The organism is Gimesia alba (genome assembly GCF_007744675.1).
Classification (GTDB): Bacteria; Planctomycetota; Planctomycetia; order Planctomycetales; family Planctomycetaceae; genus Gimesia; species Gimesia alba.
The window spans coordinates 6,228,205-6,252,235 of record NZ_CP036269.1 but is presented as its reverse complement, the minus strand read 5'-3'; the positions used below and the strand labels follow the sequence as shown (position 1 = coordinate 6,252,235).

Genomic DNA, 24,031 nt, shown 5'->3' with positions numbered 1-24,031 from the left:
AGCGTTCGAATTAAGAGACACTACCTAGGGTATTTAACTGAAAGATCAACGGCCGTTCAATTTGAGATCGCGATATCCCATGTTCAGCCATTAGATATATCAGAGAGCGTTTTCCTGCCCGACAGGTTCACTCTCTGGTTCCGTTTCTTTCGTCCCCGCTCGTCGGACGGCGATCAACACACAAGCAACAATCAGTGGCGGAATCAGCAGAAATAAGAAACCAGATAGGGAAAGACCATAGTCTCTGTTCGCACTTCTCGGCTGTGGGGGGGATTGATACAAAATATTGATGAATACCATCAAGGCCATCGAACAAAAAAAGAGAATCGCCAGCGTTTTGGCAAAGCCATAGTTTCGCTTTGGCGTGTAGGTGGCCCAGGCAGTCAGACCCTGGTAGATCGCACAACCTGTCAGTGGTTCCATCCCGTATTTGCGCCAATAGGCGATATCGGCGCGGCGGTCCATTTCGAAGGTCTCATTGAAGTACCATGTCAAAAGCAGATAACTGCCGACGAGTAACACGGGAAGGATGAGACCTGCGAATATTCCCAGGACGCCGGCGATCAATCCCCGTGTGATATTCATGGTCTTTTTCTTCTCAAGAAACGTTACTTCATCTGACTCAGCACAATTTTATCAAACAGTTTGTCGGAAAAGAGCCGTTTCACGCGCGGCAGGAATTTCGCGTCCATCGTGGTGGCGTAGCGGGTTTTGGGGTGTTTGGCTTCGATGGCCTTGATCACCGCGTTCGCTGTGCTTTCGGGGCCCGGGCTTTTGGAATATAGTTTGCCGGTGAACTTTCGGAAAGAGGAAACCAGCGGCTGATAATCTTCCGCATGTTCCAGGCTGTCCAGTTTGGAGAAGGCGACTTCGTCGAATTCGGTTTTGACGGCCCCCGGCTCGATCAGGACCACGTCGATGCCAAACTGTTTGACTTCCATCCGCAGTGCGTCCGAAAAACCTTCGACCGCAAATTTTGTCGAAGCATACCAGCCCAGGACCGCGGTCGAGACATGCCCCACGACCGACGCGGTATTGATAATGCGGCCAGAACGCTGTTTTCGCATTTGAGGCAGGACCGCTTGAGCCAGCCGTGCCAGGCCGAAGACGTTGACGTCGTATTGATACTGAATTTCCTCCAGCGGCACACATTCAATCGTCCCGTACGAACCATAGCCGGCGTTGTTGAACAGTACGTCAATCCGTCCCTGCTCGGCCAGCATCTGATCCACGCCCGCTTTGACTGATTCGGTATCCGTGACATCCATGAGCAGGATGTGGGCGCCTTTCGCTTCAATGTCTCGCATCTTCTCGACCCGCCGGGCGGCTGCGTAAACGGTGTGCCCTTTTGCCAGCAGTTTTTCGGCGACCAGCTTGCCAAACCCGGCCGAGGCGCCGGTGATTAAAATACATTGTTTGTTTTCTGGTTGAGTACTCATGAACCGATCCCTGGAATAATATTGAGTGCTGGAAGGTGAAGCCGTTGTTTCCGCGATGCAGGAACCGAAATCGTACTAAGCTGAAGCAGTCTGTCAACAGAGGATTTGTCTTGGTGCGATTTCTGTTCTCAAGGTCGGGTAAGAATACGGTTTTTCAGTCAACGCCAATCCAGGTGTAACCGGCACACCCTGTGGTCTCATCGAAGTACAGGTCCTCTGTTTCCCGACCGAAATACTCAGAATACGTGCGATGATAATGGACCGCGCGGCCCACGTCCGGCTGACGCTCCATTCCCCGCTGGAGAATTCGATCAACGGTTTCCCGAGGCGCGTAAAATGACAGAGTGATTTTTCCATAGTCGCCGAGCACCCAATGCGTTGACGTTAGATTTTGAACCTGGGGCGACGGAGAAAACCCAAACTGTCGTTCAAATACCGCGGCCGGCCGCATGCTCAGATAAAAGTCGACGGCGATAAAACCGCAATAAAGAACGAACGTGACTGTGATCCACCGCCGCTTCCGACCAACGCCGAACAACCAGAGTCCCCCCGCCACCACCGCTGCGATCACAGCGAAGGTGAGAGTAAACAATATGATCAAAAACAGCAGATTCAGGGCTGCCAATTCAGAATTCCTCTGCAGAAGTTTAACAGCAACGGTCTGTCAGACTTTTCCTCATTTTTGTTGTACCTGTGCTGGTTTCAAACGCTTGGTGACCTGAAACACACTTTGGAAATGGAAATTAGTGGTGGCGACCTGTGGGATGTCGGCAAATGCCTTATTGGGAATCCCTGCAAAGTGTCCTGTTTCGTAGCCCCGCAATTTGACCTGGTTCCCTCTGACGGGAATCTTCGTGCCGGCAAAGGAAAATTTGGTTAACTCAATGACCACAGGTTTAGCAAGGCGGCGCGTGTTGACTGTGTGTACCTTGATCAGTTTCTTGCCCAGATGCGATCGTAGGCGTGTGTCTGTATCGTCAACGATTTTTCCTTCGATTTCAATGATCTTGCCGAAGCCCGCACCGAGTGACGGGGTGATTGTAGTCGGGTTTTTATCATCTTCGGCTGCCGAAAGAGGCACAGAGATTATCATGGCAACAAGCGTGGTCAATACTGTGATTAGCTTCATGGCAGAACGCCTTTTGATGGGAAAATAGTCGATCAATCAGGAATGGAACTGCTGTGGATTCAACTGCGACATAGCATCTTTCAGCGAATTAGACTGGGTTTCTATTTTTGATTCTTGAGCAACTTCGCTACGGAGATCGGATAATAAAACCAGGTTAATGGTTCCTGCTTGCCGGTGCGAGGATTCGTCCAGGTCTTGAGTTGAAGTTGGGCGCGTTCCGCCAGTTCTTTTTTCAGATGTGCCCGAACATGAAGTTTTCCATCGACCTTTCTCGTTGCCAGAGAGACGGAGAGATCGGGACGATGGGGGTCATCGAGAGAGGAAATATTCAACCAGACTGATTCGATTGGCTTCAATTTCCCCTCGTCGGCGATGGTCAGATTAACGGTCACGCGGCCGGTGCCATGATCGACGACCGAGATTTCATATTCGAGTTTCAATTCTTCTTTGGTCTGACCAATTTCGAAACCAACTGCCCAGGCGACGTCTGCTGAAAACAACAGACCGAAAAATGGTAATAACAACAAAAGAGATTTTCGTGCAGACATCAGAAGGTTCCTTCAAACGAGGGATATTGGCAATGTTCGGTTCCTGCGAAGTTCATGAGTTTCCGTCAATGATAAAAGTATGATCCGAGATCAGTCTTTTTTCTGCGACTTACAAAACTGACGGATTTTATCCAGAGTCTCGCGGTGTTGTTTTTCCTCTGTGGATCTGTCGGGGGCTTTTTCAATCGTTTTAATGGTCTCTTGAATTCGTGTTTGCAGTTGTTCGTCATTGGTATTGAGTGCGTCGCGCAATGCGGGCAGAGCCGGCTCAGCCTGTTTGCCAAACGTTGCTAACGCTCCTGCCGCATTTCGGCGGACCCATATTTCTTTATCCTGCAGTAATTTGGCAATCGCCTCCAAGCTGGGTTTGCTATAGGGATCTAGCCTTGCCAGTTGTCCGGTGCTCCAGCCGCGCACGGTGGTGTCGCTGCTGGTCAGTCCTTGGGAATAGCGTTGTTCCAGGTCGGCCAGTTGCAGCAGGGTGATCCCCTGAGGAATTTTGATTTTGTCCAACTGAATCGCACCGCCGACATAAACCGTCAAGATCGGGTGTTTGTTCCAGATCAGACTGCCCTTGTGCTTTTGTGACATGGCTCGCGCAATTCCGCCAACCAGATGCAGATTCCAGCTGTAATCCATCGTTTGCGATTTTTGAAACGATTCCACGGTAGCCGGCCCCGGTCGCAGGACAACCTCGTGCACTTTTTCTTCGGTAGCCGCAAATTTCTGTAAGACATCGTTGAGCGTCTCGGTGTCTCCGCGATAGAAACAGTGTTCGTTGCCATTGATCCAGCGGTGGTAAATGCGGCTCTGATGATTGACGACCGGCATAATGCCCGGCCAATCCCGGAAATTCTCTGCATTTAAGGGCTTGTTGCCGAAATCCTCTTCGCCCAGTGCCCAGGCGTGTGAACACAAACTGCACAAAGTCAGCAGCATACCCAGTAAATTGAAACAAAACTGCCGCATGATGAATTTCCTTATTGGAGTAACTGGTACGTACCCTTTAGAGACGACAGCGATGACGGTTTTGTTTCAGGAATCCCTTTGTAGCCCACTATTTATTTCAGATTTCGTCTGAGTTAAGGGGAATCACTATTTTGGCAAGCGGCAATCATACATGACCAGTGGGTATCTCAAGAGTATGCAAAGTCAAACGCGGGTAAGTGATGGTCGCCGCGCAGAATTTCTCCAGCAAGTCGTTCGATCTCAAAGGCACGCAGCCAGCGATCACTCGCACGATGTTCATGTGCGGTCTGGGTCACCGCGTTGATGAGGCCATACATTGTGAAGTCGGCATTGTCGTTAAAGGCAGCTAAGATCTCAGATTGTTCGTCTTCGTTAATCAGACGTTGCGCCTCCAGATGGCACAAAAATTCGTAAGGCGTCACGATCATCTCGTTAGTGGTTGCCTGAAATCGCTGAAAGTCAAATTGAAGGTACTGTTCATCAAACGAATGCTGAATCACCTGGCTGACTTTGAGCTGCCAGTCTGCGGGAGGCGCGTCTGTGATAGGAATGGCAAAGGCTTGTTCTTTATCACATTCCATTAAGGCACCGTTTTCGCAAATCACCCGATAGAGCCGCGTACAGATCAGCGTTTCAAAACGACACGATTCCGAGTTGCGAATGAACAAGCCGCCGCGTAATTCATCTCCTGCAGAGACCTGATGCCCGCCGCCTGCTGCGGTTACAGAGAGGTGTAGATCACCGTTTGCCTCGTGACAGTGGGTGATAAAAAACGGCACAGTCACGTCCAGCAGGGTCTCAACAATCAGGTCAAGCAGTGCCGAATTACCAATCGCTTGTGCGTGATCCGGTTTCGGACGCGGGGCGAGCGACTCCCGAATATCTGGAAATCGTTCACGTAATTCGAAAGGCGTTTCCGAGGAAGGTTGGTCGGGGAACGGAGTGAGTGAATAGTTCATGAGTCATTCCTTTTGCCCGCATGGTTGTGTTTACTCGAAAAATCCAGATTGGATTTCACGTTAAGAAATGAATTACCAAAAGGTACATATGATCATATTTGACTCAGAGACTTTGTCAACAACGAAATTCGCACAATTGTTGCTCTTCGAAATGGTGCAGGATTTTGTCTTGTCGCCGAATGGAACGCCCTCAGCAATCATTCAGACGCATCAGGAGAAAATGAAGCGTCGGGTCAGCCTGTTGTTGCATCCGATTTCTCGGACGGCGTATGTGTGGCCAGCCGTAATTCGCGGAGCATGGCTCGTTTTTTGGTTTGATGAGACTGCATCCGTCGCAGGATATCGTCGAGCGTTCGTACGGCGTGGAGTACGTGTGGGCCTTTGTTGAGCATGACGCATTCGGCCCGGTGGCCCATGGCCGCATCCGTGATTTCTGCACGGGACGGCATCCCTTCTTTAGCCAGAGATTCTAGAACCTGAGTGGCCCAGATCACGGGGACATGGGCGGCTTCACAGATCCAGAGAATCTCTTCCTGAACTTCCGCCAGCCGTTCGAAGCCGCTTTCAACGGCCAGATCGCCGCGGGCAATCATCACGCCACAACAGGGGGATCGCATGGCGGTGAGCAACATGTCGGGCAGGTTCTCGAAGCCGCGCCGCGTTTCAATTTTCAGAACGATTGCGGGCTGGCGGCCATCCAGAGTTGTCAGATGCTGCTGGAGCATTTCGACATCTTCCGCGCGATTGGCGAACGACATCTCGACGACATCGGCGTGTTGTGCGACAAAGGCCAGGTCTTCGAGATCTTTGTCGGTTAAGGCATTTAAGCTCAGATTACTTTCGGGCAGATTGATGCCTTTGTCGGCGCGTAACTTCGCGCCGCTCAAACGCGCCTGCGTGATGCGAACGAGCACGCGTGTGCTGTCTACTTTTTCAATGACGCCGCCAATCTTGCCATCATCGAACCAGATGGACTGACCGGCACGAACATCATTAAACACGTCGGGGATCGTGCAGCCAATCTGTGCCGGAGTCAGCACCTCTCCCGCACTGTCGTGGGTCGCGGGACGTCCCGGTTCGAGGTTCCGGGTGATAATGAGCTGGTCGCCCTGAAACAATGTGAGATAGTTTTCCGTAGCCGCTATGTCGCCGACTGCCGCTTCGCGATGCTTTGCCTTTGCGAGTTTGTGTTCATGTTTCAGGATTGTGCCGGGAATGATGTAGGTCGTTTGAACCGCCTCTGCCCAGCACCCTTCATCAGTGAGATCAACGATGGTCAAAGTGCGCCGGGAGCCGCGTGCGTCGGTGAGTTGGATTTTTTCGTCCAGATGCAGCCGGGAGAGCCACGGTTCTGGAACGGGTAGGCAGGCATCGGCGGGGGAAGGCGACAGTTGGGGATTAGTTTCGGCAAAGAGCCAGACCCGTGCGGGGGCGGTGACTCGTCCCAGGAGATCGCGGCGTGGGCGAATCTTGACGACCGCCGGTCCTGGCTCCAGAGGCCCGGTGCGCAGCTTGGGGCCTGCCAGATCCATAATGACCTGACACGATCGCCCTAATGATTTTTCTGCCCGTCTGAGGTGTTCAATCATCCGCAACCATGCAGTCGCATCATCGTGTGCGCAATTGATCCGCATGCAATCCATGCCCTGTTGCAGCAGGTCGTGGACCAGGTGGTAATCGTCGGCTGCCTCGCTCGGCATGGTGACCATAATTCGGACCCAGCGCCCGGGGACGGCGGGACCGAGCAATGTTTCGGTGTGTTCAACCAGCAGTCGTTCCCCGGTCGCAAAATTGATGGCTGCCGGTTCTGCAGCAGACTGTTCCGGGGAGTGTCCCGCCAGGCGGTGTAATACATCCAGTACCGCATCGACGGTCGCCATCACATGCGACTCGGCGCGTCCAAGCGAGGAGAGACCCAGCGCTGCCAGGCGGATTTGTAACGGTCGGATGTCGTGATGACGGAGTGCCAGGTAATGCAGGAGATTACGCGCACTTTCCCGGTAGCAGGGGTGAACCTGATCCAGCAGAGACCGGGAGCGATCTGCCTCAATGACCATCTCGGAGCGGATGGTGGCAAGTTCTTTGAGTACCGGCTCATAGTCTTCCGACGTCAAGCCAGAACTGGTAGTGCTGTGTTCCAAAGTCAAAGGGCATCCTCTCCGGAAGCCGAATTTGTGATGAAATGAAAAAAATCCACTTCTGATCGTAGATCGTTCTAAGTGTAGCGCGATTTAAAAATCGTATCAGACTGAAGTTGTCTGTCAACGGCGTGCTTCATTTCAGCGTTGTTCTTAACAATCATTTCATCAAGCTTCATTTCGACTTTGTCTTGAACACCAGCAGGTAGGGGACAGCAGGGTTGTTCTCGGTATCGCGAAAACTGTTATAACGACCCCGATTGAACCACATCACGTACATCTTACCCGGCTCAAGATCGACGGGGATCACGCAGGTGCGTTGATCATCCAGATAGTGAATCCCTTTTCTGGTTTTGGGAAACAATGCTTTCGAGATCTGGACGACAGCCCACATGCGATCTGTGAGCATGTCTTTACTGAAAGTGACCGAAATTTCTTTGAGATCAGGATCGACGTCTGTGCTGCCCGCCTGGGGAACCGTCTTCACCACGGATGGCGGCAATGAGTCCCAGGTGATTTCCTGAGCTTCGCTTCTGCCGGCTCTTGATGCATAGGTGCTGCTGGCCGAAGCTTTGGTGGCCCATTGTTTGCTATTATTGCTACTCACCAGTTGGACGGCATCAATTTCGTTCCAGCCTTTGACACGTTTGGTGTCGAGATAAACTTTGATTGATTGCGAGACCAGTTTGGATTCTGGCTTCACTTCGAAAATATTTGGCGCTTTTTTGAGAGGCTCTTTCCCTTCCCAAATCAGGACTTCCGTTCCCGCTTTGTCGAATCCCGTGACTTTACTGACGGCGCCGGGGTTGAAGTTTTCATAAATGCGAACCGCGTATACTTCAACGGGGGTCTTGTATTCCAGCTTGATCCATTCGGCGCCCTTGTCCTGTGCCAGCGCAGCCCAAGCCGTTTTCTGATCTCCGGCTTTCGGTGAATTCATTTCTCCTGTCGCTTGACCGGGCGACCAGGGAAGATTTTCAGCGGCAGCGGAATAGACGGGGCAAGTCCAAAGAAACAATACCAGGATCAGCAATCGAGTTTGACAGATTCTTTGCATGAGTCTCATCCTTTATTTATTGAACGAACGCTTGAAGCACCCCGTAGTGCATGCCAAACAGAGACATCAGTAGTTTCTGACTGGGGATACGTATGTGTATATCCACGCTGCGTCTACTGTAATGGAAGAAATGATTAATGCAAACAAAACTGCAAAGAATTGTGTCCGTTCTGTTCTTAAACGAGATCTAATTGCTTTTCAAACTTCGTTGAAACTCAGCGCATGCTGCACTCTGCTGTCTTTAGATCCAGCTCGCGGAGAGCGGCTTGACGTCGTTTCTCTTTGCGCGAGGGACCAGTTGGCATATGAGAATTCCTTAGGGTGTAGAATTTATTATGAGAGCGATCAATTACAAGGTTATTTCGTGTCTTCGGTAGCAGAGACGCCTGCTACGATTTTCAGTTCTTCAAGCAATCGTTCATGCATCCAGCGTTCAAGTTTCATGAAACCATCTTTTGTGAAGATTCGATAATTGGGAGAACTGTGAAACTGCAACATTTGGCCATTCTTGATTTCAACATATCCAATGATATCTTCTGGAGGAACGCCATCTTCTGGTGTGGGGGTTCGTCGATCGAGAATAAACACATAGCCGTTTTGTTGTCTTTCTGTCTCGGCTATTAATCCCGGGCAATGAATTGCATGCTTGCCAATCACACCCGCAAGGAATTCAAGAAACTGAGTATTCTGTTGGAAGAATTCTGGCGTGATATTTTCCGGACCATTTGTCAGCTCTCCCATAATTGCTTCAGAAGGCAAGCCCGTTGTAAAGCCAAGATCGTGTGAAAGTGGAGAAACATAGTAATGGTGCATCTCACCGTCAACGGTATTATAGATGTAGACCTTGCTATCAGACTGGTTCATGGCACTATTCCTATCTGGCTGTTATAGGGAATCCAAATGGAATTTCTTCAGGCTCACGTTAGCGGGTTGTGATTCAAGGATCAAGTTATTTTTATTGAAGAGAATTCTCTGAAACATGCCAATGACCGATTGAAAATTTCTAAAATAGGTCTCTTGGGAGATTGTAAATCTTAGCGGAGAGCATTGAGTTTCTGCTCAAGCATCATTTGCTGCTGCTTTGTGAAGCGGGGAGGCGATACCGGAATCGGCGGGATACTTCCCCAGACGGAGAGTTCCTGGTTTTTATCTGGTAGTCGATCAAAAAAAGCGGAAGGAACGCCCGCCCATTCACCTGTTTCACTCACAACATTACCACCTAATACCAATTTGCCGCTTGGTAAAAACCAGGAGCCCTGCATGAGAACCGCGGGTGCGTAGGGCACTGTCCCTCCTGAAGGCATAGGGCGTGGTGCGCCCCACTCCTTGTCCCAAAGGCCGTGGAAGATCCAAAGTCGCTGATAGCGGTCTACAGAAACAAACCAGCCCCGTTCCGCTTCAAATGAGATCGGTCTGTCTGCAGCCAACCTTGAGTAAACGGGGATGGAAAAAAGTTTGACCTCCGTAATCCGTCGATGGAGTATAATTTGTACGTTATTGTCCGCCGTTTTTTTGATCTCGAACTGATGTCCGCCCGCAGGAAAACGATAAACGCCAAATTGATCGATCACCTGACCTGCCTCAAGCTTGGGGGGAAGACGCAAGATTGCGACAACAACGATCGCCAGCAACAGAAAAAGGATCCCCATGAGTAATCGAACGCGAACACTCAGACGTGGCTGTTGTTGAACGGTCAGAGTTTGGTCTTCGACTGTCACATGATTACCTTGAATTTGCTGGTAGCTTCGATGTCTTCAGTCCTCGTCCTCAACGCAGATGATGCCGATCGATTCATGATCCATCACTAAGACTGCCATGTCAAATGTGGATTCTGTCAGCGGATTCCAGCCAGCAGACTGTGACTGGAAATCTCCGTTGGCATAATACGATGCGTTATAGCTGTCAAACAGTTCGAGGAAACCTTTGGCGATCTCTCGTGCTGTTTCAAAGGGCATTAGTTCCATATTATACGCCTGACTCAGATATAACACCTGGGTGAGTGATTTCAAAGCAGTGGGCTGGTCCAGTTCATTCCAGCCATTACCCAGTGGTTTAAAGCCGAGTTCTTTGACAAAGTTGTCCGCAGTTTCGATATCTTCAGAAATGGAAAGGTCGGTTTGTTTCAGATCCATCGTCAGCATGTCTTGAAAGATTTCATGGCTCAGCAGGAACGCTTTCATTTCATCGAATGTTTGCATCAGTATTAGTCTTTAACCAGACCAATGGAACGTAAACCACGTTTTAGCGGACGTACCCATTGGGAGATAAAATAGAACTTGAGTGCACCTTTCAGTGTATACCGCCAGACCAGCCCCTCGTCATCGGTATAATAAGCATCCTTCGCGTTGACGAGTAGATCCGCTTTCATTTTTCTGATCTCGAAATAGCCAGCCAGTGGTTTGTCTGCTTCAAAAGGTTCAATCGCAATTTCTTTTAGCCGCTGCAAATGTTTTTTATGGAGTTCTTTGAATCCGTAATCTGTCCAGGTTGATTGTTCCATGACGCCGGAAATGTCCTGCTCCCCGATTTCATTCGTGGTACAGAGAATACGACCATCTGCAGATTTTGAATAAAGCCAGATCCCTTTACAGGGAAGTTTGGCGACCTCGCCACCACTGACGGTGGCGATCATTGAGCAATCGGGGGTGATCCAGAAGTCATACCGCACTCGATACATTTTTGCTTTTCCAAAATGACAAAGGCAGCCGTATTCAAAGCCGAGCTTAGCAGCTTCCTGGTTTGCCTCAGCGGCGGCATCGACGAGTGGATATTCTTCACCGTCATCTGGAAAATAAAACGGCTGAATCGCCTGTTTTTCCCACATGCAGACTGAAACAATCAGGATAAAAAAGAAGCCAAGTAAGGCTCCGATCCCCAGGAGCAATAGTTGATACTCAGGCATCTTTAGCTCTCCCTGGTCTTAGTGGGGCGTTCAGGAGCAGGCTGATTCAAAAAGAAAGGGACACCGAATCAATAATTCGATGTCCCTTAATCAGATAACACTATAAGCGAGGCCGACGGGACTTGAACCCGCAACCCCCGGATCGACAGTCCGGTACTCTAACCAATTGAGCTACGGCCCCTTACAGGTGGTCGGAAATGATAGGCAAAGATTTTCGTGATTGCCACTCATTCGACACAAAATTCGTGAGAATGTTCGAAAATTCTCTCGACGGCACGCAAAGGATGCTTCCCTTGCGTGATGATCCCAATATAACGCGACCTGCGATGGTCGGCAAGTCATATGAGAATCGTATCTTAGGAATCGGAATTCTCGTCGGAACTCATTAAATATAACCGTCTTATTCGATCAAAAAAACGAAACTTAGCGACCGCCTGGGGTTAGTCTGTAATTGTTGTGCGGTAAAAATCATTTGCAGCAGCTACGCCGGCGCCGGGTGTCAGCTGGTAGCCCGCATGCAGCAGACATTGATCCAGGGCCGCCAGAAACAGCAGCACATGCGAACTCTGGCTACTCTCTCCCATCAGGCCGATCCGCCAGGTTTTGCCCTTCATGGGGCCGAGGCCGCCACCGATTTCGATGCCAAACCAGTTCAACAGCTGGCCACGAATGGTGGCATCATCGATTCCGTCAGGAATCTTGACGGCGTTGAGCATCGGAAGCTGATGGTCATCGGCGACCGCAAACTGAATTCCCATCGCCTGCAGACCGGCTTTCAGGGCGCAATGATTGGCATAATGACGCGAAAATCGGTTTTCCATACCTTCATCGAGCACCAGTCGCAACGCCTGATGCAGTGCAAAGTTCATGTTAATCGGTGCAGTATGATGATAGGCTCGTGAGCCGCCCCAGTAAGCACGGACCATGGACATATCCAGGTACCAGCTCGAAACCTTGGTCTTGCGGGCATCCATGGCGGCAAGGGCGCGGGAACTGAATGTAACTGGGGCCAGACCGGGAGGGCAGCTCAGGCATTTCTGCGTCCCACTGTAGGCGGCATCAACATTCCACTCATCAATTTTCACAGGCATTCCGCCGAGTGAGGTCACGCAGTCAACCAGCAGCAATGCATCCGTTTCATGGACGACTTCGGAAATTTCTTTCAGCGATTGGGCGGCTCCCGTAGATGTCTCTGCATGCACGATGCCGACGACTTTCGGTTTTTCTTTTTTGACGACTTCTGCCACTTCTTCAACGGAAAAAACTTCGCCGAAGGGGCGTTCGATCTGAACGACTTCCGCACCAATCCGACTGGCAACATCCGCCATCCGGCCGCCAAACACGCCGTTCGTGCAGACGACGATTTTGTCTCCCGGTTCGAGCAGGTTCACCACGCAGGCTTCCATTCCGGCACTGCCGGTACCGCTGACAGCCAGCGTGAGTTCGTTTGTGGTATGGAAAATCGTTCGGAGCATGTCCTGGACTTCATCCATGATTTGCAGGAAATACGGATCAAGGTGTCCGACTGTCGGTGAGGCCATTGCTGACAGAACGCTGGGAGAGACATCACTGGGACCAGGGCCCATCAGAGTGCGACGTGGGGGTTGAATCGGGCTGTGAAGATGGTGTTCGGTGATCATGGCTTTTGCTCTTTATACTTTAAAAATGCTCAGAAAGGATTTAATTTTTCGCAAACGATATTCCAGGTCGGTGTTTATTTTCCAGTCACCAGGCGACTGATCTGTTTAAATTCATCGGTGCCCGCAACCTCGCACCATTCAAACAGGATCGATTCGGCGGTGGTAATACACGCTCCCGAATTTTCCATGCGTTTGATGGCGAAGTTCCAATCCAGTTGATTGCGACTGGCAATGGCATCTATGGGAATGATAACGCGATAACCGGCGGCTAACAAATCCAGAGCGGTTTGCTGCACACAGATATGCGCTTCAATTCCTGTCAGTACGATTTTCGTCCGGTTATCGATGGTATTGGAAGCACCGCCCCAACCCAAACATTCGGCTGCACTGAATCGTAGTTTTTCAATGGGAGTCGGCAGCAGCGAGGCGAGTTCCGGAATCGTGGGGCCCAGCCCTTTGGGATATTGCTCGGTACAACTCACGGGAACTTGAAACAGGGTGGCTGCCTGAATTAACTGTTGGATGCGGTGAATCAGTTTTTTAGAAACGGGAATCGCAGGGACCAGCTTTTCCTGCACATCGACGATGACCAGTTGGCATTCCTGATGCGAAAGCAAATCAATGCTGCGAGGAAACGAGGGAACTGATTCTGACATGGATTAACCTGACTGGCAAAACAGAAAAAAGCGTGACAGAATGGATCGAAGCAGGCTCGCGAATCGTCACTCCACTTTCGGATTCCATCCCGCATTGATAAAATAGGATTCAAAAGAGTACCCTAACAAATTCAGAAGCAGTAGTGAAGCACATGAAACATCACAAAACGATTGCCGCGTATATCAGACCGTTTCTTCTGTCGGGAATGTTCCTGTCTGTTTTGGGGTCTGGCTTGCTCTCGGCAGACGAGAAACAGGAGAAAGCCGCTGGTGCCGCTACCGATGCAAAACAGGCCGCGTTACTGAAACTGTTTGTTGAAGAGCTGGTGCCGATTACGCCCGGTAAAGGCAAATTCCCGAAATCGTTTCAAATGGGCTCTGCGAAAGGTCTGCCTGCGGAGATGCCTGTTCATACGGTGACTTTTGCCGAAGATTTCTGGATCGGCAAATATGAAGTCCCGCAAAACTTGTATCAGGCTGTCATGGGAGAGAATCCCAGTCGCTGGAAAGGCCCTCGCAATTCCGCCGAAATGTTTGACTGGCGAACCGCCAATCAGTTTTGTCAGAAATTGACCCAATTGCTACGGAAAAACGGGCTCATCGCCGCCGATGAAGAAATCCGGCTGCCCACGGAAGCCGAATGGGAATACTGCTGTCGGGCCGGAACAACGACGGAATACAGTTTTGGTGATGCAGCACAAAAGCCGGGTGATGCAGGCAAACTGGCCCGAAACCTGGACGCATACGCCTGGCATACCGGAAATGCCGCCGGCAATGATCCCCCCGTTGGTGCTCTGAAGCCAAATCCGTGGGGGTTGTATGACATGCACGGCTACCTTTGGGAGTTCGTCGCAGATCCCTGGCACGAGACCTATAAAAATGCCCCTGTGGATGGTAGTGTATGGGGCTCAGGGGCTCCTGATTCACCTCGCGTGATACGGGGCGGCTCCTGGATGGACCGCTATGACGGTCATCGATCGGCATTTCGAGCGAAGATTGCACCAACAAGTACCAGTCCTGCATTAGGGTTACGTTGTGTGAAAGCAAAAGTGAAAAAATCGGAAAACTAGGCTCTGCGAATTGCAGGGGCGTAGCAGCGGTGATACTCTTTTACATAGTCCAGATGGCGTTTCGCATGAAATCTGATGTTCCGGTATAAATTGGGATCCAGTTCGCGATGAGCCAGGCAATCCGGTTTCAAATCAATCCTGTTTTTAATGTATGTAATTAGGCGAGAAAGTTCATCTCCCATGAGTTCAGAACAACCATCAACTGAAGAAATCAAAACCAGTGAAGAAGCAGTGGAAGCGAATGCACCCGCCGATCAAGGTCAGTCTGCCGACGCAGCTGATGTGACGGCTGAAGCTGCAGCCTCTGCTCCACAGGAAGAACCTCAGGCCGAACCGGTTGCTGAATCGGCGACGACAGCAGAAACAGGCAGTGAAGAGAGTCCACAAGCGGCAGAAGCTTCTGAGCAGCCGGAGCCCGCTAAGACCGAACGCAAAATCCAGCTGAAACCCAAGGTCGATCCGGAGCAGTTCAAAGCAAAGCCTTCACCCGGTACCAGCATGCCTCCTCAACCGAAAGCAGCGGAAGGGGAAGAAGCCCCAACTGAAGCAGCTTCACAGGAAGAACTTGAGGAAGCGGCGATGTTGCAGATTGCCGAAGCCGCTGTTCCCATTGATATTCCACCTGAAGTTGATGATCTGGGCGAAGGACTCGAAGCGGAACTGGCCGCTGCTCTGACAGCACAGGGAGGTCAGGAACTTCCGAAAACGTTGAGCGATGAAGAAGCGGCCGCTGAAGCCGCTGCCGCAGGCACCGCAGCGACACCAGCAGCAGCAACTCCCGCTGATGAGGGATTGGCCGAAGGCGATCGTCTGAAGGGGATCGTGGAATCGATCAATAACGACGATGTCTTTGTTGATTTGGGAAGCAAGGCACTGGGGACCCCCGGCATTGTTCCTCTGCGACAGTTTGGCGATAAGCCCCCTGAAGTCGGACAGGAAATCGACGTCAAAATCACCAGCATCAAAGAAGCAGAAGGTTTGATTCAACTTTCATTACCACGCGGACATCACAAACCCGCAGGTGACTGGGATGCCGTCTCTGCAGGTCAGGTCGTTGAGTGCGTGGTGAATAAATCGAACAAAGGCGGACTGGAAGTGAATGTTGGAAGTCTGAGAGGATTCCTGCCCGCCAGTCAGGCCGATCTGTATTTCGTAGGAGATCTGGAACCGTTCGTAGGTCAAAAGTTGACTGTGCAAATTACGGAGGTGAACCCCAAGAAACGAAATCTGGTTGTTAGCCGCCGCAAATACCTCGAAGCAGAACGAGAAGAAATTCAGAAAGAACTGTGGGAAAAACTGGCCATCGGTCAGGAGCATACGGGAACAGTCAAAAACATCAAGGACTATGGCGCGTTCGTCGATATCGGCGGAATTGACGGATTTCTGCATATCGGCGAGATCAGCTGGAACCGTATTAAACATCCCAAAGATGCCTTGAGCGAACAGCAGCAGATCAATGTAAAAATTCTCAAGATTGATCGCGAGAAAAACCGCATCAGTCTGGGGATGAAGCAACTGCAGCAGGATCCGTGGCAGCTGGCGGAAGATCGTTACGCAGCCGATTCCACCGTGACGGGGAAAGTCACTCGAACTACCGACTTTGGCGCGTTCGTCGAATTGGAACCCGGCCTGGAAGGCTTGATTCATATCAGTGAACTGGACCACCGTCGTGTGAAACGGGTCACAGAAATTTTGACCACAGGTCAGGAAACCACAGCGAAGGTGCTCGAAGTTGATACCAACCGAAAGCGAATCAGTCTGTCACTCAAAGCATTGATTGACAAGCCGGATGCTCCTGCCGAGCAGGCAGAAGAGCAGCCAGCCTATGAACGAAAACGCAAAGGGCCACTGCTCGGCGGCAATGCAGAAGACACATCCGGTTCCAGTGGTGGCGGCTTGTTTGGAAATCCCAACGATTACAAATAGTCGACGCGATATATTAAGACTACAAATAAAAAATGGCATCTCCTCTAAAAGTGAGATGCCATTTTTTTGTAGTCGTTGATTGGTCATGCCTGACTACAGTTTCAAATTAGATCACAACGGATTCCAGAAGCATTCGCAATTTGCGTAGCTCCAGTGCACGGTCGACGTCTTTCAGTAGAGCTGGAAGAATCTCGACCGAGAGGAACTGGTGATATTCCTGTCGTTCCAGCATACTGATCAGGCGGCTGTAATCAATTTCCCCCAGTCCCACCGGAACCTGAATTTGATCACTGGTAGAATCGCGGAGATGCACATGGCAGACGTAAGGAAAGACCATGTCATAAGACGTATTGCTGTAAGGGCCGCAGGTATAATAGCTGGGGTCAAGAGTCAGTCCTAATCCTTTTACAGACTGACAAAGCTCTGTCGCCGTTCGTGGATCTTCCGTCAACAGTCCTGTTTTGGTTTTGATCGAAAGACAGATTCCGTCGCGGCTGGCAATTTCCAGTAAGGTCTTTAAACGATCAATCTCAGAATTAAATGGTGTTCCCAATGGAGAAGCGGGAATCGTAATCTGAGCAATTCGCATCAGCTTCGCTGTTTTACACAACGATTGAAACGAATCGGGGTCTATGTCGTTTTCCAGACAAAATGCAATCGGAGTCAGCCGAGTGACTTCTTTAAAACGCGAATAAAATTCTTCTGGTGAATTGGCCACTTCCGATGGCTTCAGGTGGTCACTCTCTTCATCCATCCAGATTTCGATTTTGTCGAATTCCAGATCGGTGAGTCGCTCACAACTGACTTCAAACGATTCATCAGAAAAACAACGTGATGATGCAGCTACAAACACGCCGAACACTCCCTTGTTGGCAAAGATCTAATCAAAATGAGCACTTCGTCACTGACGCTGTCTTGCCTTAAAAACTCAAATCTAAAAATAACCCACTTTGACCAGCTTATACAGACCCGGTCATAGAGTGGGGAACCATGATAATCTATCCCGGTTTTAACGATTCTGCAAGGTCGATCAGTTTTGAATATTACAGCGGTTTTCCATTTATTGGGGATTTTAACTATTGTTTGACTCTCATCGGCCGATAAAAGAAATAAGTCATCTGCTGATCAGGGTTGGTTCTCTCAAAACCAATATCAGCAGGAATTGCATCAGGTACCAACGTTTTTGAACTGAATCTTCAGATTCGTTCATATTCAGGAATTCAGGGGAAGGGAAGCCAATGAAGCCTCAGTTGTTATGTAAAATGGCCGCGTGTTTGATTCTGCCATTATGTGTGGGATGCACGAATAGCCAGGTCATTCGAGGTCAATCGAGCGACGGGGAATTCATGATGCAGCAGCAGGCTGAAATGGTCAAATACCAACAGCTCATGCACAAGCAGCTTGCTGGTCAACAGGCCCCCATTCAGCAAATGGGTCATTATCGCCACGGCGGTGGTGCCTACTGTCCTCCCGGCTGGAATAATGGCCACAAAAACCGCTATACTCACAAACAACGCCCGAAGCATTATCAGACATACAAATACATCCCTCCTGCAGCTGTCTATCCTCAGCAAAATCAGCCCCTGGGCATAGTGCAATATCCTTACTATACTCATAAGGGACCAGATGACTTCTTTCTGAAATAAGAAGACGCTTTCCAAAACGACAATTGATTCAGGAGCTGGCCGAGTTCTACTCAGTCAGCTCCTTTTTTATTGGGAGCAAGACACTGAGTTCGTTCTCTTTGTTGATTCACAAGCGGGGTGTATAATGTCCGGTATCAGCAGGAACCGTTTCCCTTCTTGAATGAATTTAATCACCGATTATGAATACCAGTCATACAGCAATTGCCAACGCGATCAAAACGATTGAGTCTATCGCACCGGATGGATATGGCAGAATGTCAATTCCCAGTGAGACAGATGAAGAACTCTATGAGCAAATTCAATTTGCCCTGCAAGTTGATTCCAGAGCCGATTTTCTGCTCAATCAGCGGGGTGTGAATAACCTGCTGAAATATGTGGAGCGGATGGCAACGCAGTGTCTGCGCGAAACAGAGTTTCTTCCTTGCAGGCAAGCCGCTGAGGCAATGGAAGTGCTGTTGTCACAGCCTGATTACGATGAGCATATGTCGCTGGTGGCTCTGGCATTGACCCATGATGCCTACGAGCGCCTACCCGAGCCGCAGCCTGAATTTGATGAAAAGCAGTTACCCCGCTTCAGCAAAGCCTGGGATCACTTTTTTTCAGACCTGGATCACCACAAATCGATTTCTTCTGTCCACTTTCGGATTCGAGAGGAAAAAGACGGCCCACGCTATAACTGTTACTGGTGAGCCGTCTGTTTTGCGATTCAGGATTTTTTCGTAAGGGGAATTTCCAGTTGGGAAGGGACCGGCTTGACCGTTTTCTGATGTTTTTCAGCGGCCGCCTTTAATTCCTTGATCACATCGGGATGATCCTTGGAAATGTCATATTTTTCTGAGGGATCGTGTTCAAGATGATACAGCACCGGGGGATCGTGTTCTTTGAACGGCTCTCTGCCGTAAGCTGGTTTGGTGATGAAATGGGCTTTCCAGGGACCTTTGCGAATCGCCATCAGTTTGGTCCCTCGATAATAGACCATTTCCTCTCGGGGGCCTTTGCCGGTATTCATTAAAACGGGTGTCAGATCTACGCCATCGACGACTCGATCCTGGGGAACTTTCCCGCCCGCAAGTTTGATGGAAGTGGTAAAGATATCCATCGTACTGCCCAGTTCCTGTGACACGGTACCCGAAGGAATATGTCCAGGCCACCACGCGAGAGTTGGCTCACGCATGCCACCTTCCCAAGTGCTGCCTTTCCCATCCTTTAATAACCCCGCAGAGCCTCCCTGTTGATTGAAAATCAACCAGGGACCATTGTCACTGGAAAACCAGACGATCGTATTTTGATCCAGTCCCTGTGATTTCAGTTCCTGCAGAATTTGTCCGACACTCCAGTCAATCTCTTCAATCACGTCTCCAAATAAGCCACGCCGACTTTTGTCGACAAACTTTTTCGAGCGAAACAGCGGAACGTGTGGCATGCTGTGCGCCAGATAGAGATAAAACGGTTGTTTTTGATTCTGCTTGATGAATTTGATCGCCTCTTCGGTGTAGCGTTTCGTAATGGTGGTCTGGTCCGCCGGTCGTTCGATGACTTCCGTATCGCGCATCAAGGGGACATCCCAATATTTGACTTTGGGATCCAGGAAAATATTGCGGCCCATTTTTCTATCTGCCACGCGATCCATGTCATTGGAATAAGGAATTCCATAGTAAGAATCAAAGCCATTATTGGTGGGCAGAAACTGGGGGAGATGGCCCAGATGCCACTTTCCGACACAGGCTGTTTGATAGCCGGCGTCCTTGAGTGCTTCGGCCAGAGTCACCTCGCTGGCAGGAATGCCGCCGCCGGAATTGGGAAAGAGTACCCGGCGTTTGTCACTGCACATTCCAGAACGAATCGGATAGCGGCCTGTGAGCAAAGCGGCCCGACTGGGAGTACAGACCGGGGCCGCTGAATAGAATTGGGTGAATTTCATCCCTTCCGCCGCCATCTGATCCAGGTGAGGCGTTTTGATTGTAGGATGCCCAAAGCAGGCCAGGTCCCCGTATCCCAGGTCATCGGCGTAGATCACGATGACATTCGGCTTAGATTCTGCACGAACTTCAACGAGTGATGAGCTCAGGGTGAATAGGAAGAATAGGATTAATAAGGCGTGTTGTTTTTTGCTACGAATGAGTGCGAGCCGTTTCATGTAAAGCTTTCTCACGAATGGGGTTTTGAAATGAAAAGTCATGGGTTGTTCCTCTGATTGTTCACGCTTTCCTTCCGAAGTGCAACCTAAAAATAAGATTTTACTTATGTAAAACTTTGACGGTTATGCCGATAACTCCTTCAGATACTAATACTTCACGTCCGAAATATTAGTAAGGGCAACCTCTGTGCTCAAACAGGCGAGGCGTCATTTTAAAACGAATTATCAAGCGTGAGGCGGAAGTGTATGGAACAGGATAGCAAACCCAATTCAGAAGCTCCATCTGGTTCGACAGACTGGAAGTCATTGCATCACCATGAATGTGTGGAACAGATTGATTTATTGATCCGAACCGCGCATCTGGTCAGGGCGGCGTTAAATAACAGTTTTGCACATCTGGAAATCAATGAAGTGCGCTACTCTGCTTTGAAAGTGATTGATGACATTTGTGAGACCGGTTGTTCCCAATCTGAGTTAGCACGAAGGCTGGGGCAGTCGGAATCGAATATCTGTACGTTGATCGAACGAATGGAGGGGGATCAGTTAGTCATTCGCAGGCAGTCACAAAAAGACCGCCGCAAACGTGTACTGCAAGTGACTGAGCAAGGTTCCCGTATTCTGGAACAGGTCAAAGCGTATCACGGTATGGTTTCACACCGTCTGTTGGCTGCATTGAATCCGGATCAACGGCGCCAGTTGACCAGCATTCTGCAGGCGTTACTGAAGTCGGCCTACATTCAGCGCTCCCAGCGCGAAACAGTCAAAACCTTTCAGGATGCTTCCAGCCCTTATCCTTATCAGGGCGCACCGGCAGCGTAACGTAATCGTTTTTCCTCTTCTTACCAATCCTGGCATTTTACTAACTACTGTAACGGATTCTCCTCTATGAGGCGTATAAGACTGACTCCATTTTGTGGCAAGACCAAACCATATTTGACGATCGCTCTGATCGTTTTTATGACCGTGGCTCACACTGGTTGCTCTCCGACGTTCTGGTTCGATCAAGCGAATCAGGATACGTATGAAATTCTTGCCGAGAACGCGAATGACCCTGCCTGGCACGTGCCTCGTTTCGATGTGGAACCCGATCCGCGCAGTCGGTTTTATGATCCCTATGATCCCAACCACGAACCACTGCCGCCGGATGACCCTGCCGCGAATGTTTATATGCACTGGCTGCAATGCAAAAAAGGGTATAAAAGCTGGCACAAATTCGGCCGCGCACTCAGTATCGAAAATCCCGACTGGCTTGTGCAGTATGGTATCAGCCCGGAACTCAGTGCGGAAATTGCCGCCTCTGGTGATGCATTGGAAGGCGTGGAACTACCGGCGCTCAATAATCTTACTCTCGCTGAAACGATTGATATCGCGAACATTAATAGCCGTGAATACCAGTTCCAAATTGAAAATCTGTTTCTGGCAGCCTTGGATTTAACCTTCGGTCGATTCCAGTTTGATGTTCGTTATCTGGGTGTCGGCGGGCAGAATCCTCAAGCCGAAATCAATCGTCGTCGTTTATCAAATGGTACACAGGAACTGGATCTGGCCAGCCGCATCGGCGTCAATCAGGTGCTCCCCAGTGGTGCGCAATGGGCCGTCGAACTGGCCAACAACACGCTTTGGCTGTTTTCCGGTTCAAACCAAACCAGTTCAGTCAGCGTGCTGTCTTATTCTCTGGTACAACCCCTGCTCCTCGGTGCAGGTCGAAAAGTTGTCTTGAATAATCTGACACAGGACGAACGGAACGTGCTGTATCAGACACGAACACTCGCCCGATTCCGAAAAGAATTTTTTACTGATAATGTCGCCGGGGGAAATGGCTTTTTACAGTTACTGCAGCAGATTCAGGTCATCGAAAACGAACGCGGGAATATCAAACGTCTGGAACGCCAGGTGGAAATTCTGCGAGCTCTGTCTTCTCAGAAACCTAAAGTCCAATCCGAAAAACTCGATCAGCTTCCAGAGAACTGGATCATTCCACCAGCGCTCGTGGATAAGCTCGAATTCGATGACGAATCTCGAATGCTTTCCTGGAAAGGCGAGATGACCGAAGAACAGGAGAAACTCCTGTTGGCGCTGAGTGATGCCGATTCCTTTCAGGCAACCGCCAATGAACTTGTATCGCGGATTCGCACTGAGGTCGTGACTTTGGATGTGGCACAATTGGAAACACGACTGGCACAATCAATCAATCGCTTGAGAACGTTTGAACGACAGTATCAGGATTCATTGGGCTCGTTCAAAATCTTTCTGGGGCTCCCCCCCAACATGCCGATGACGATTGACGACTCTTTATTAAAGCCGTTTGAATTGATCGATCCCCTGCTCCCTCAGATCGAACAGGAAATTTATGACTATGTCGAAGTCTGGGCGAAAGTCTACGTTGAGAATTGGGAAGACCCGAATCTGGTCCCACCCACAACGGCGGAGATAAAAGAGGTCGTCGCAGGACTCCAGCAACTTCTGGCCAAACTCCGCACTGATGCGCTGCAGACATTAGAGCAGGACATCAAAAACGTGGAATTGCTGCTGGGTGATACTGATGAAGGGGCAACTGATGAGCTGCTCTCATTACGACAGCGTCGCTTCCAGTCGGAAGAAGATCGAGAGCGGGTTCGCGAAAGTACGAAAAATGATATACGGTTGTACTCAAGCATTCGCAAGGAAATGCAGAACATCGAAAGCCGTCTGGCCGGGCTGCAGAGCTTTTTGAGCGAAGACAAACTGACGAATGAGCAAAAAAAGCGAATAATTTTAGAGATGGCCAATTTGCGGGAAGACATGCTGAGAACCTCTCAGGGGATGCAGGTAATCGAGATCGGTCTGCGAGTGGAACTTATTACCCTGGAACCATTTATGATGGATATCGGTGAAGTGGTCCGCATTGGCCTGGATAATCGCCTGGACCTGATGAATCAGCGTGGAATCGTCATGGATGCACGAAGATTGATGGAAGTGCGGTCTAATTCTCTGGAAGCGGTGTTAAATGTCGTAGTCGACGGGGATGTAAGTACGCCTCTGGGCAGAAACAAGCCGCTGGACTTTCGCGGTAGTCAGGCTGGTTTCCGTGCAGGAGTGGAGTTTACAGCCCCTTTATCATTAGTACAGGAGCGAAACGCATATCGAGAGTCTCAGATCGATTATCAGCGAGAACGACGTGATTTCATGGCGGCGGAAGATGCTGTGAAGTTCCAAGTTCGTCAAAGCTGGCGTCAACTGTCGGTCTTACGGCAGAACTTTGAGACATCGCGAGTTCAAATTCGTTTAGCTGCTTTACAGTATGATAATGCCGTCGAGGCGACCTCAGATCCTTCCCAGGCGGGACGAAATCAAGGGTTAAATCTGTTAAATGCGTTAAATGCGGTATTAGACGCACAAAACAGTTTAATCAGCAACTGGGTAAATTATGAGCAAAACCGACTTAACATCTATCTAGATATGGGTATTATGGAGATAGATGAAAATGGAATTTGGAAAGACGATTTCTATCAACACCGCGCGGGAAGAATCAGGCCCACCAATGAGCACCGCCAATCCACCCCAGAAACAACCGAAACCGGAGTCACTGCAGACGAAGTCATCAGACCCGTTGTCTTCCGACCAGCAGCAGAACTCAACGCCCTCTCCACAGACAGCGAAGAAGAAACGCAAGTTACCCAGTAAGACAAAGTTGCTCTTAGTGGCAATTTTACTTGTTACGGGGACGGTTCTGGCTACGCCCGCATTCCGTACGACCCTGTTCTCTTCCGGTCCGAAAAAGAATACGGCTTACATTACTGACAAGGTAACACGGGGGCCGTTGCGAATCACCGTGA

At 50.0% G+C, this 24,031-nt stretch carries 23 protein-coding genes and 1 tRNA gene; 6 read left to right on the top strand and 18 right to left on the bottom strand.

The window, feature by feature from the left end; translation table 11 throughout:
* Nucleotides 1-99: 99 nt before the first annotated feature.
* The 16 genes from Pan241w_RS23185 to Pan241w_RS23110 all read right to left on the bottom strand — a co-directional run bounded on the left by Pan241w_RS23185 (nucleotide 100) and on the right by Pan241w_RS23110 (nucleotide 13,437).
* A complete protein-coding gene (locus Pan241w_RS23185; RefSeq protein ID WP_145220418.1) occupies nucleotides 100-585 on the bottom strand; it encodes a hypothetical protein in 486 nt (161 codons plus the stop codon).
* Nucleotides 586-608: 23 nt separating this feature from the next.
* Entirely contained in the window at nucleotides 609-1,439 is an 831-nt protein-coding gene (locus Pan241w_RS23180) for an oxidoreductase (protein ID WP_145220416.1), read from the bottom strand.
* Nucleotides 1,440-1,593: 154 nt separating this feature from the next.
* Nucleotides 1,594-2,064, bottom strand: coding sequence for a hypothetical protein (locus Pan241w_RS23175; RefSeq protein WP_145220414.1), 471 nt, complete (start codon nucleotides 2,062-2,064; stop codon nucleotides 1,594-1,596).
* A gap of 51 nt (nucleotides 2,065-2,115) precedes the next feature.
* Nucleotides 2,116-2,568: a hypothetical protein gene (locus tag Pan241w_RS23170; protein WP_145220412.1), complete on the bottom strand. Its 453-nt coding sequence runs from the start codon at nucleotides 2,566-2,568 to the stop codon at nucleotides 2,116-2,118.
* A gap of 101 nt (nucleotides 2,569-2,669) precedes the next feature.
* Nucleotides 2,670-3,116 (bottom strand): hypothetical protein, encoded by a 447-nt coding sequence (locus Pan241w_RS23165; protein WP_145220410.1) that lies wholly within the window; start codon nucleotides 3,114-3,116, stop codon nucleotides 2,670-2,672.
* A gap of 90 nt (nucleotides 3,117-3,206) precedes the next feature.
* The gene (locus tag Pan241w_RS23160; protein WP_145220408.1) at nucleotides 3,207-4,085 is read right to left on the bottom strand and encodes a HEAT repeat domain-containing protein; all 879 of its coding nucleotides are present in this window, start codon (nucleotides 4,083-4,085) and stop codon (nucleotides 3,207-3,209) included.
* Nucleotides 4,086-4,252: 167 nt separating this feature from the next.
* Nucleotides 4,253-5,044 (bottom strand): hypothetical protein, encoded by a 792-nt coding sequence (locus Pan241w_RS23155; protein WP_145220406.1) that lies wholly within the window; start codon nucleotides 5,042-5,044, stop codon nucleotides 4,253-4,255.
* A gap of 233 nt (nucleotides 5,045-5,277) precedes the next feature.
* A complete protein-coding gene (locus Pan241w_RS23150; RefSeq protein ID WP_198000100.1) occupies nucleotides 5,278-7,191 on the bottom strand; it encodes a pyruvate kinase in 1,914 nt (637 codons plus the stop codon).
* 166 nt (nucleotides 7,192-7,357) lie between these two features.
* Complete coding sequence (locus Pan241w_RS23145) at nucleotides 7,358-8,239, bottom strand: Ig-like domain-containing protein (RefSeq protein WP_198000099.1); 882 nt, start codon at nucleotides 8,237-8,239, stop codon at nucleotides 7,358-7,360.
* Nucleotides 8,240-8,596: 357 nt separating this feature from the next.
* Nucleotides 8,597-9,103: a hypothetical protein gene (locus Pan241w_RS23140; protein WP_145220402.1), complete on the bottom strand. Its 507-nt coding sequence runs from the start codon at nucleotides 9,101-9,103 to the stop codon at nucleotides 8,597-8,599.
* A gap of 170 nt (nucleotides 9,104-9,273) precedes the next feature.
* Complete coding sequence (locus tag Pan241w_RS23135) at nucleotides 9,274-9,957, bottom strand: hypothetical protein (protein WP_145220400.1); 684 nt, start codon at nucleotides 9,955-9,957, stop codon at nucleotides 9,274-9,276.
* Between the two features lie 36 nt (nucleotides 9,958-9,993).
* Nucleotides 9,994-10,437 (bottom strand): hypothetical protein, encoded by a 444-nt coding sequence (locus Pan241w_RS23130; RefSeq protein WP_145220398.1) that lies wholly within the window; start codon nucleotides 10,435-10,437, stop codon nucleotides 9,994-9,996.
* A 5-nt stretch (nucleotides 10,438-10,442) separates the two neighbouring features.
* The gene (locus Pan241w_RS23125; RefSeq protein WP_145220396.1) at nucleotides 10,443-11,141 is read right to left on the bottom strand and encodes a hypothetical protein; all 699 of its coding nucleotides are present in this window, start codon (nucleotides 11,139-11,141) and stop codon (nucleotides 10,443-10,445) included.
* Between the two features lie 107 nt (nucleotides 11,142-11,248).
* A tRNA-Asp gene (locus Pan241w_RS23120) sits at nucleotides 11,249-11,322 on the bottom strand.
* A gap of 259 nt (nucleotides 11,323-11,581) precedes the next feature.
* Nucleotides 11,582-12,781, bottom strand: a complete 1,200-nt coding sequence (locus tag Pan241w_RS23115; RefSeq protein ID WP_145220394.1) for a pyridoxal-phosphate-dependent aminotransferase family protein — start codon at nucleotides 12,779-12,781, stop codon at nucleotides 11,582-11,584.
* Between the two features lie 74 nt (nucleotides 12,782-12,855).
* On the bottom strand, nucleotides 12,856-13,437 hold the full coding sequence (locus Pan241w_RS23110; RefSeq protein ID WP_232107248.1) for an isochorismatase family protein: 582 nt from the start codon (nucleotides 13,435-13,437) through the stop codon (nucleotides 12,856-12,858).
* 152 nt (nucleotides 13,438-13,589) lie between these two features.
* On the opposite strand from Pan241w_RS23110, the gene Pan241w_RS23105 reads away from it, so the two are divergent.
* Both Pan241w_RS23105 and Pan241w_RS23100 read left to right on the top strand, forming a co-directional pair.
* A complete protein-coding gene (locus tag Pan241w_RS23105; protein WP_232107247.1) occupies nucleotides 13,590-14,507 on the top strand; it encodes a formylglycine-generating enzyme family protein in 918 nt (305 codons plus the stop codon).
* Nucleotides 14,508-14,687: 180 nt separating this feature from the next.
* On the top strand, nucleotides 14,688-16,433 hold the full coding sequence (locus tag Pan241w_RS23100; RefSeq protein ID WP_198000098.1) for a 30S ribosomal protein S1: 1,746 nt from the start codon (nucleotides 14,688-14,690) through the stop codon (nucleotides 16,431-16,433).
* A gap of 106 nt (nucleotides 16,434-16,539) precedes the next feature.
* Here the strand turns inward: Pan241w_RS23100 and Pan241w_RS23095 are convergent, their stop codons facing one another.
* Entirely contained in the window at nucleotides 16,540-17,286 is a 747-nt protein-coding gene (locus Pan241w_RS23095) for a sugar phosphate isomerase/epimerase family protein (RefSeq protein WP_198000097.1), read from the bottom strand.
* A gap of 385 nt (nucleotides 17,287-17,671) precedes the next feature.
* Between Pan241w_RS23095 and Pan241w_RS23090 the strand changes: the two genes are divergently transcribed.
* Nucleotides 17,672-18,079 carry a hypothetical protein gene (locus Pan241w_RS23090; RefSeq protein WP_145220388.1) on the top strand — a complete coding sequence of 136 codons (408 nt, stop codon included), beginning with the start codon at nucleotides 17,672-17,674 and terminating at the stop codon, nucleotides 18,077-18,079.
* Nucleotides 18,080-18,258: 179 nt separating this feature from the next.
* Nucleotides 18,259-18,768, top strand: a complete 510-nt coding sequence (locus tag Pan241w_RS23085) for a hypothetical protein (RefSeq protein ID WP_145220386.1) — start codon at nucleotides 18,259-18,261, stop codon at nucleotides 18,766-18,768.
* A gap of 17 nt (nucleotides 18,769-18,785) precedes the next feature.
* Here Pan241w_RS23085 and Pan241w_RS23080 read toward each other — a convergent pair whose 3' ends face one another.
* Complete coding sequence (locus tag Pan241w_RS23080) at nucleotides 18,786-20,216, bottom strand: sulfatase family protein (RefSeq protein WP_145220384.1); 1,431 nt, start codon at nucleotides 20,214-20,216, stop codon at nucleotides 18,786-18,788.
* A 246-nt stretch (nucleotides 20,217-20,462) separates the two neighbouring features.
* On the opposite strand from Pan241w_RS23080, the gene Pan241w_RS23075 reads away from it, so the two are divergent.
* Both Pan241w_RS23075 and Pan241w_RS29820 read left to right on the top strand, forming a co-directional pair.
* Nucleotides 20,463-21,035, top strand: a complete 573-nt coding sequence (locus tag Pan241w_RS23075; protein ID WP_145220382.1) for a MarR family winged helix-turn-helix transcriptional regulator — start codon at nucleotides 20,463-20,465, stop codon at nucleotides 21,033-21,035.
* A gap of 66 nt (nucleotides 21,036-21,101) precedes the next feature.
* Entirely contained in the window at nucleotides 21,102-23,879 is a 2,778-nt protein-coding gene (locus Pan241w_RS29820) for a TolC family protein (RefSeq protein WP_145220380.1), read from the top strand.
* Nucleotides 23,880-24,031: the final 152 nt, after the last annotated feature.